General features: G+C 69.3%; 1 protein-coding gene and 1 pseudogene. Both read right to left on the reverse strand.

From position 1 onward, the window contains the following. Positions 1-995, reverse strand: a pseudogene (locus tag VIM26_RS15465) (helicase); the annotation flags it as partial. An 83-nt stretch (positions 996-1,078) separates the two neighbouring features. Next, positions 1,079-1,450, reverse strand: a complete 372-nt coding sequence (locus tag VIM26_RS15470) for a TnpV protein (protein ID WP_331952743.1) — start codon at positions 1,448-1,450, stop codon at positions 1,079-1,081. Positions 1,451-1,702 lie beyond the last annotated feature (252 nt).

Consider the following 1,702-nt stretch of genomic DNA (forward strand, 5'->3'; position numbering starts at 1 on the left):
GTGAACACCTGGCCGTCGACGACAGCGCGGGCGGTGATGTCAGCCAGGGCGCCGCGCAGGTGCGTGCGGGTGGCTCCCAGGTCGCCGGACACCACGCTCAGGGTGTTCTCCCCGTACATGCCGTGCCCGACCGACAGGTCCCCCAGGATGTGTTCGGGGTGGTCGTCGAAGTAGCTGTTAATCCGCACGACCTCGCCGTCGACCACCCGGGGGGTAACCGTCTCCCACGCGTCGCTCACCGGCACAGCACCTGCTTCCCGTCGGCGCAGGATCACGAGGTCGGTGACGACGTCGGTTCCGGCGGCGCGCCGATGGGCACCGGTAGGCAGGCGCACCGCGCCGACCAGGTCGCCGAGCTGGTTCATCTCGCGCCGCGCGGCCGGGTTGGTGCCGTCCATCGTGTACCGGCTGGTCAGGACCGCGACCATGCCGCCCGGGCGGGTCAGTGCCAGAGACTTCAGGATGAAGTGGTTGTGGATGGAGTGCGCGCCGGCGTTGTGTCGCGGGTCGTGCAGTCGCACGTCCGCGAAGGGCACGTTCCCGACCACGGCGTCGAAGTGCCCGCCCGGATACCGGGTCGCAGCGAACGACTCGGTGCGGACCGTCGCGTCCGGGTACAGGCCGCGGGAGATCGCGGCCGACGTCGGGTCGAGCTCGACCCCGGTCATCGTGGCCGTGGCCGGCGCCAGGCCTATGAAGGTCCCCCATCCGCTGCCGGGCTCGAGCACCCGCCCACCGGTGAACCCCAGCTGATCCAGCCCCGCCCAGACCTCGGCAACGAACTGCGGGTCGGTGTAGTGGGCGTTGAGGGTGGTGCGCCGTGCGGCGGTGAACGATGTCTCGTCGAGCAGCGCGCGCAGCTGGGTGCGCTCGTCGTCCCACTCGGTGCGGGACTCGTCGAAGATCTGCGGGATCGCGCCCCAGCTCGACCACTGCGCGAGGACGTCCTGCTCGTCGCGGGCGGCGGGCCGGTTCTCTACTTCGAGCAGCTGCACGACGCGGAGCGCGTCGAGGTTGGCCCTGGCCCGGCTCTTGGCCCCCGACGGGACCAGGTTGGTCTCAGCCGAGGGCCGGAAGGTCAGGGAAGCCGGAAGTCCGTCGGCTCCTCCTCGGCCATCGCGGCCTGGATCGCTTCGTGGAACTCGTTGATCCCCGCGAAGGTCTCCGGGTCGGTCCCGTCCTCGTCCTGGTTCTCGACGCTCGCGTACACCAGGTCCGCCAGCACGATCTCCTCGGCCTGCATCTTCGCCGCGTTCAGCCGGCCGACCTTCTCCAGGTAGCCCTCCCCCGGGCTGTCCTTGCCCTCCAGCGTCATCGTGAGGTCGGTGATCCTGGTCTGGATCTGCTCGCCCAGAGTCGAGAAGAACTGCTCGCTCTCCGGCAACTCCGCCAGTGCGAGGGGCCGGAACTCGGTCCAGTGCTTCTTCGCGATCGATCCGTACTTGTTCATCTCGCTCCTCTTCTGGTTCGCCCCACAATGAGTCCAAGCTGCCCTGACCCGGAATCTGCCACCCACGACGTCGCGCCACTGTTCCCCTTACCCAAGATTCCGGCCGGGTCAGACCGTAACCCTGGGCGCACCCCAGTGATGTCCCTGGTCAGGGCGGCAGGGCCGCCTCGCTCGCGGCGGCCGCGGTGTCTTCGTCGAACTTCGCCAGGGCACGGGTGACCGATGTTCGTCCGACGCCCAGCATCTTGGCGG

This window comes from Pengzhenrongella sp. (assembly GCF_036565025.1).
GTDB lineage: Bacteria > Actinomycetota > Actinomycetes > Actinomycetales > Cellulomonadaceae > Pengzhenrongella.

Excerpts from the sequence above, each read along its gene's own strand:
- VIM26_RS15470 (WP_331952743.1), bottom strand. The coding sequence starts at position 1,450 with ATGAACAAGTACGGATCGATCGCGAAGAAGCACTGGACCGAGTTCCGG.